Source organism: Vibrio sonorensis (assembly GCF_001854765.1).
In the GTDB taxonomy this organism is placed as follows: Bacteria; Pseudomonadota; Gammaproteobacteria; order Enterobacterales; family Vibrionaceae; genus Vibrio; species Vibrio sonorensis.
The window spans coordinates 40566-47479 of the sequence record NZ_LJJE01000021.1 but is presented as its reverse complement, the minus strand read 5'-3'; the positions used below and the strand labels follow the sequence as shown (position 1 = coordinate 47479).

Here is a 6914-nt window from a genome sequence, read left to right as displayed (position 1 = left end):
AGCTTTTGACGTCTGATTTTACTTAGCCGCCAGGGGTGCGTATCATACGCCTTGTAGTTTAAGAGTCAAGTAGTAATTCATACTTTTCTTACTCTACAACCCTAACACTTTGTGAGTTAACTCTCACTCCGTGTCGGTGAGGCGGCATTATAGAGACCTGACTATGGATGACAAGCGTTTTTTTAATAAAAAATTCTGTTTGTTCAAAAAGGAATCAAATCGCTAAAATTAGAATAAAATTTCAACATTTGAGTCATGTCACATCAATACGTTGGAAAATAAACATGCTTATACGTAAGATCCGTGTGTCTATTTTGTTAATACCAGACACATTCTTTTTCGACCTAAAAAGTTGTATTGCAATATGAGTTCAAACAAACTGATTTTTATAACTGTCGCCATCGCCGCTGTAGGCGGAGCGATATTCTCGCAGCTTGCCATTTCTCCGGCTGTTGCTTTCGTTATTGGTGTTGTTGCTGCATCCTTTGCGTTCCATTTTTCAAGCAAAGCGCCACTTACTAATCCATCGAGCCAAGTGGCAACCAAAACCTTGTATGTTGGTAACCTGCCATATAAAGCTAATGAAACCCACGTTAAGGAGTTATTTGGTAAACACGCGGAAGTCTTTGCTGTTCGCTTAATGAAAGATAAGCGTACCGGCAAGCGTCGTGGTTTTGGCTTTGTTGTCGTTGCTGCCAGCGATGTAAAAGCAGCCATAAATGGACTAAATGAAAAGGACTACATGCAAAGAACGCTAAAAGTTCGCGTTGCTAACGATCCTAAATCTCCGTCTGAAAGACTGAATAGGATTAAAGTTCATTACTGAAAGCGCTCTATTTAGGGCGCTTTCTTCTTTTGGCCTTAATGTAGCAAATACTTCTCTTTTTCCTAGTTTGGTTGGCACTACCGAGTTAACCAGCGACTCTACTCTTCTTGCTATCGCTTCTCCTGAGTCCACCAGCTGCACCTTGGAACCAAGGATTTCTCCGATCTCTTCTCTAATCAGTGGAAAATGCGTACAGCCCAGTACCGCGACATCTACTTTACCTTTAATTGGTGTCAGTATGGTGCTGAGTTCTGTTAGGCACACGGTTTTCCCGCGCAACTTATCTTCTGCTATATCGACTAAACGCGTTGAGCCCAACATTTCTACTGGTTTACTCTTTGAGAAGTTGCGTATCAGTTCTTGGGTATATTCTCGGGTGATTGTTGCTGGTGTTGCTATTAACCCTACCGCTTGGCTAGAAATGCTGGAAGCGGGTTTGATTGCCGGTACCACACCTACCACCGGAATAGATAGGTTTTTCCGCAATGTTGGTAACACGACGGTACTTGCTGTATTACAAGCTATAACAACCAAGTCTATCTGATGCCGCTCTACCATTTGAGTAACAATACTGTTCACTCGCGCTAGTAATGTATCGTGCGCGAGTTCCCCATATGGGTAGGCTTTATTGTCGAAGATGTAGAAGTAATCAATCGATGGCAGACGTTTCTCTATCTCTTGAAAAACAGAAAAGCCACCAACTCCTGAATCAAAGATTAACACTCTTGTCATTTTCTAGCTTGCTATACCCCAATGGAATCTGGGCAAATCATACTCTTTGATTTTATTTTGGCAATATCTTCGCGGTGTATCTTTGGTGTGTAAACCTCTCTCCTGTTTCTTGACTGGTAAGCGCTAACTCTATTTTTGCTGAGTAACTTCGAGTCTCGCAAACCAAGGTATGAAACTCTCCATTTTCTCCACAAGGATCAATGTCCGAAGGTAGTGAAGCGAGATAGTTATTGTTATACCATTTGCCACAGTAGCTTGGTGCTAAGGAGTGTCCGTCGGTCGTCACCACCAAGGTTTTAATCTGCCTTTCTATTATCTCCTCGCTTAACGACTGGCTCGACTCTCCCAACAGTGGAAATACGCATTCCCAACCTTGAGGTTCAATGAAGCTGCGTCGGTACTCTTCAATTCCGTTACAAAACATATCGCCAAACGCCACGGCTTCTATTTCTAAACGGCTCTGCTTTAATGCATTAATAATACTTGATTGGTAAACTTCGTTACTTGGAAAGGATTGGGGCAGTTCGATTTTGATAAGGGGCAATCCCAATAACTCTGCTTGCATATCTAATACTGGCAGAGGCGTGGCTTGAAAAGGCACTTCATCTGAAACGTATGTGGTGTAGAGTCCAATAACTTCATAATCGTTGCTTTCCATTAACCTTTCTAAGGTCAGTGTCGAATCTTTACCACTAGACCAGCTTATGATGACTCGTTTTTTCATATTTTCTTCACTACATATACTGAAAAACCGCCCGAAGGCGGTTTTGAGGTTTAGAACTGGTAAGTTAGGTTTAGATAATAACGTCGGCTAGGTGCAGTATAGGTTTTAGCCGTCTCATAATTTTCGTCTGTTAAGTTTTCAACTCGGCCACGAACAACAAACTCTGGCGTAACCCAGTAACCAAGCGCGAAATCCCAAAGGCTTACTGAAGGTAAAATATTGTCAGCGACATAAGTTTCGTTAGGGTTACCTAAGCGTTCACCGAGGTACGTGAAGTTCAAATTGAAATCAAAATTTTCATAAGACGCACTTGCCAACCATTTGAAATTTTCATCAGCGCGCTTGGCCAGCTTATTACCATTTGAGTCTTTGTGATCTTTAAACTCCGCGATAACTGTATGATCAATAAATGAAGTAGAGAAATCTAACGCAATTTCTACCCCTCTAATTTCAGCATCTACGTTACGCGTATACCAGCGAGGCGTTCCTTCAAACCAAATAATCAAGTTATCGACTTGATTGTCATAACCAGTCACTTCAATATCAAACCAATTATATTGAGCAGAAAAACCTATCTCTTTGCTATCTGCTTCTTCTGGTTGTAAATCTGGATTATCAGTCAAATCACTATAGCTTGGAGCCTTAAATGATGTGCCAATGCTCGCGTGCAATTGATGGTTGTCATTCACGTGGTACAAACCACCAACAGACCACGTTGTATAGTCATCATACTCGTCGTGTTTATCGTTCCGGATGCTAGCGTTCAAACGCAAGCTATCAAAAGCAGCATCAAGTGACGTATATAAACCAAAAGTATCACGAGATTTACCCGCTAACTTGCCTGTCCCCCAACCAATTGCACCGTCTTTCAACTCTTCTTTCCTAAAGTCAACACCACCACCAACAGAGAACGTCTCGTTGACTTTGTATAAGTTTAGAAACTGAGCATTGTAAAAATCGATATCTTTTTTGGTACTAGGTGAGTTTTTACCCTGACTTTCTGCATAATTGATATTTTCGATGGATTGATAGTTCAGTCGAAAAATTGAGCTAAGCGAGTCACCGTTATAGCCAGCTTCACCTGTTAAACTAAGGTTCTCATCTCCACCAAGACTTTTTCCTGAGCGACTATACTCAACGAGGTTATCGAACCAGCGCAAAGAGACCAAGCTATAAAAATCATTATTTAGCGGTTTACGGAATGACAAGTGTATATTTTGGTTCTCGTTACCAAAGTTCATACCTGTCGCAGGTCTTCTAATATCGTAACCTTCGGTCTCTTCATATCCGCCAGCAAATGAGAAAACGCTACCATTATCACCTGTTGTTTGGAAACTAAAGTTCCCTTCTCTAAACTGCTCAGAACCCGCCCCCAATGAAACTGATGATTCATCTACACTTTCCGATGAAATAGTAATAATGTTTATCACACCACCAATGGCATCGGAGCCGTAAAGTGCGGCACCTGGACCACGAATAACTTCAATTCTTTCAATGAGATTTAGAGGTACGTGGTTAAACGCACTTCCACCAGCCGCCGTTTCTATTCGGACACCATCGACAAGAAATAGCGTTTGGTCACTATTGGTTCCTCTAAGGAATACGGAAGCATTGTGGCCTCGGCCACCATTTTGTGCCACTTCGACTCCGGGAGCCGACTTTAAAACATCAAGAATGGATTTCGCCTGAGAGGCTTCAATATCCTGCTTAGAAATCACTGTTGTTGAAGCAATTACCTCACTAAGAGGTTGCTCAAAACGGTTAGCCGTTACTACGACGGTTTCCGTTTCTGTTGCGGCTTGTTGAGCGTGTGCAATAGATGCATAAGGAAGGAGCGATGCCGTCACCGCCACTGCTAGAAAAGACTTTCTCATTTTTTAATATCCTAAATCGCGTTAATCCTACTGAACACGCGCATTAGCGTTTCGTTCAGTGGCTGGCAGGTATTCGGACTCAAGAGCAAGGAGCTTAGCTCCACCTATTACTCGACTTCCCATTGTTTCCAACAGTGTCCATTGAGTGTTCGTTCTCTTTTACCGCTGCGCGTCAGTTCTGGAGTCTCACCAGATTCCCTTTTCAGCCATCTATACATCTAAATGGCACCAGCTTGGCCGCAATACTATGAGGCTATTGATAAATTGTCTAGTAAGAATTCGTATAAGCTATATTTTTATAGTGACTTAAACGCTAAATCGCAGCACAGGGGTGGACATGTGGGGAGGATTGAATAAAATCTGCGCTCCTTGTTTCGTTCCAGCATCACAAAAGGTAATTAAATGGCCACGCTAGATGTAAACCCTCAGCAGTACCAAGCTCAGTTGCAAGAGAAAGTCTCTCGTCTGACCGATATGTTTTCAGACTACCAAGCACCTGAACTGGAAGTATTCGAATCCCAAGAGCAACACTATCGAATGCGTGCTGAATTTCGCGTGTGGCATGAAGGCGAAGATCTTTTCTACATCATGTTCAACCAAGAGACTCGTGAAAAATATCGCGTTGATCAATTCCCCGCCGCTAGCCGTTTAATCAATGACTTGATGCCACTCTTGGTAGAAGCGGTAAAAGGCAACGATTCTCTGCGAAGAAAACTGTTCCAAGTCGACTTCTTGTCTACCCTAAGCGGTGAGATCCTAGTTTCCCTTTTGTATCACCGCCAGTTAGACGAAGAATGGACAAAGCAGGCAAAGCTACTTAAACAACGCCTCAACGATGAGGGTTTTAACCTTAATATCATTGGTCGTGCGCGAAAGATGAAAATTGTCCTCGACCGTGATTACGTGATTGAAAAGCTAGATGTGAATGGTCAGAGTTATCTCTATCAGCAAGTCGAAAACAGCTTCACGCAACCAAACGGTAAAGTAGCGGAGAAGATGCTTGAATGGGCTATTGATTGTACCCAAGACAGCGAAGGTGATCTTCTGGAGCTCTACTGCGGCAACGGTAATTTCTCTTTGGCGTTGGCGCAGAACTTTAACCGTGTATTGGCTACTGAGCTCGCCAACCATCAGTAGATTCTGCCCAATACAATATTGCGGCGAACAATATCGACAATGTGCAAATCATCCGTATGTCAGCAGAAGAATTTACCCAAGCAATGGAAGGGAAGCGAGAGTTTAGACGCCTAAAAGATGCTGGTGTTGATTTAACGAGTTATAACTGCAACACCATCTTTGTCGATCCACCTCGCGCAGGTATGGATGATGATACGTGCCGCATGGTGCAAGGTTATGAACGCATTCTTTATATTTCCTGCAACCCAGAAACACTGAAGAGCAACCTCGATATTTTAGGCAAAACTCACAATATCACTAGATTTGCACTCTTTGACCAGTTCCCTTATACCCACCACATGGAAGCCGGTGTATTACTGGAAAGGAAATAAGCCTCAATACGAGATAAAGAAAACGAGCCATTCGGCTCGTTTTTTTATTCTGCGGATTCTTCTGTTTTACTCTGCTCTGCACTCGCCTTAGTAAAGTAGCCCAATTTTTTACCCACCCACAGCATCAACAATAGCGATACAATGATGGCAAAAATACTGGACCCAGACTCGGGGTACTGTGCTTTCAGAAATGCTGAGTGACCTAATGCTCCAACAAAGAAGCACGCTAAGCCAATCAATGGGATATCTTCTGATACCGGATTTTTTAGGTACTCCTGGTACAAGGACTGAACCGCCAATACAAGAGCTATCACTGGAAAAATAGAGAAAGAGACTTCACTCATCGTAATCCAAGAGAGAAGAGAGTCACTACACATACCGGCAATAAGCGCCAGTATCAGCGTTTTTTTCTCAGAACCAGTATGTAGGGTATTATTTTCGTTCGACATTAATCAATTCCACCTTTTAATCGATTCCGTTCACGTTCTTTACGGTACCAATATGCCCCTTTGGCGATCATCCGTAACTGCATTATTAATCTCTCGGCCAGCTCATCGCGTTCACGTCTTTCTAAATCTAACGCTTCCGCTCCAGAGCTAAACACCAAAGTCACCGACGCTTCTGCTTGAATATAAGCTTCATCTCGGCTGACTCCAGTAGACATAAGATATTCTGTCAACTCTGCCACAAAGTGTTGTATTTCTCTGGCAACCGCAGCTCGAAATTCAAAAGAGGTACCTGAACGTTCGCGCAATAATAAGCGAAAAACGTTAGGACTACTTTCAATGAACTCCATAAAAGTCTCGACAGAGGTGCGAATCACGCTGCCTTCCTTCACGATTCTCTGACGAGCTTGACGCATCAATTGACGAAGCAGTAAACCTCCTTCATCAACCATAGTTAATCCTAGTTCATCCATATCTTTAAAGTGTCGATAAAACGAAGTAGGCGCGATTCCCGCTTCTCTCGCAACTTCACGTAAACTCAGATTAGAGAAACTACGATCCGCACTCAGTTGACTGAATGCGGCATCAATTAATGAACGTCGAGTCTTTTCTTTTTGCTGTGCTCGAATTCCCATGGACTTCATACAACGATTTCTGTTTCAGATTTTGGTGTACGCTTAATATAACCCGATTTCATATTTGAGATAAGCGTTAACCTATGGTCCGGACATTAAAACGTCTACGTTAAATTTTGCAAACGGTATCGTTTGGTTTGGAGACATTTAACGTCACATCACCACAGTT

Annotated in this window: 6 protein-coding genes, 1 pseudogene and 1 riboswitch; of the genes and pseudogenes, 2 read left to right on the top strand and 5 right to left on the bottom strand. The window is 42.7% G+C overall.

Going from position 1 to position 6914, the window contains the following annotated elements; translation table 11 throughout:
• Positions 1-364: 364 nt before the first annotated feature.
• Positions 365-826: an RNA recognition motif domain-containing protein gene (locus BLO31_RS03715; RefSeq protein ID WP_070962943.1), complete on the top strand. Its 462-nt coding sequence runs from the start codon at positions 365-367 to the stop codon at positions 824-826.
• Here BLO31_RS03715 and murI read toward each other — a convergent pair.
• The 3 genes from murI to BLO31_RS03700 are packed head-to-tail and all read right to left on the bottom strand — an operon-like array spanning position 755 to position 4156.
• A complete protein-coding gene (gene murI / locus BLO31_RS03710; RefSeq protein WP_070962942.1) occupies positions 755-1558 on the bottom strand; it encodes a glutamate racemase in 804 nt (267 codons plus the stop codon). The genes BLO31_RS03715 and murI overlap by 72 nt on opposite strands.
• A 52-nt stretch (positions 1559-1610) precedes the next feature.
• Positions 1611-2282, bottom strand: coding sequence for a Dph6-related ATP pyrophosphatase (locus BLO31_RS03705; protein ID WP_070962941.1), 672 nt, complete (start codon positions 2280-2282; stop codon positions 1611-1613).
• 50 nt (positions 2283-2332) lie between these two features.
• The gene (locus BLO31_RS03700; protein WP_070962940.1) at positions 2333-4156 is read right to left on the bottom strand and encodes a TonB-dependent receptor domain-containing protein; all 1824 of its coding nucleotides are present in this window, start codon (positions 4154-4156) and stop codon (positions 2333-2335) included.
• A 49-nt stretch (positions 4157-4205) separates the two neighbouring features.
• Positions 4206-4404, bottom strand: a riboswitch (cobalamin riboswitch).
• 154 nt (positions 4405-4558) lie between these two features.
• Here BLO31_RS03700 and trmA point away from each other — a divergent pair.
• A pseudogene (trmA, locus tag BLO31_RS03695) lies at positions 4559-5664 on the top strand (tRNA (uridine(54)-C5)-methyltransferase TrmA).
• Between the two features lie 44 nt (positions 5665-5708).
• Here the strand turns inward: trmA and BLO31_RS03690 are convergent.
• On the bottom strand, positions 5709-6113 hold the full coding sequence (locus BLO31_RS03690; RefSeq protein ID WP_070962939.1) for a YijD family membrane protein: 405 nt from the start codon (positions 6111-6113) through the stop codon (positions 5709-5711).
• Complete coding sequence (fabR, locus tag BLO31_RS03685) at positions 6113-6754, bottom strand: HTH-type transcriptional repressor FabR (RefSeq protein ID WP_070962938.1); 642 nt, start codon at positions 6752-6754, stop codon at positions 6113-6115. Before fabR ends, BLO31_RS03690 begins: the two co-directional genes overlap by 1 nt.
• Positions 6755-6914: the final 160 nt, after the last annotated feature.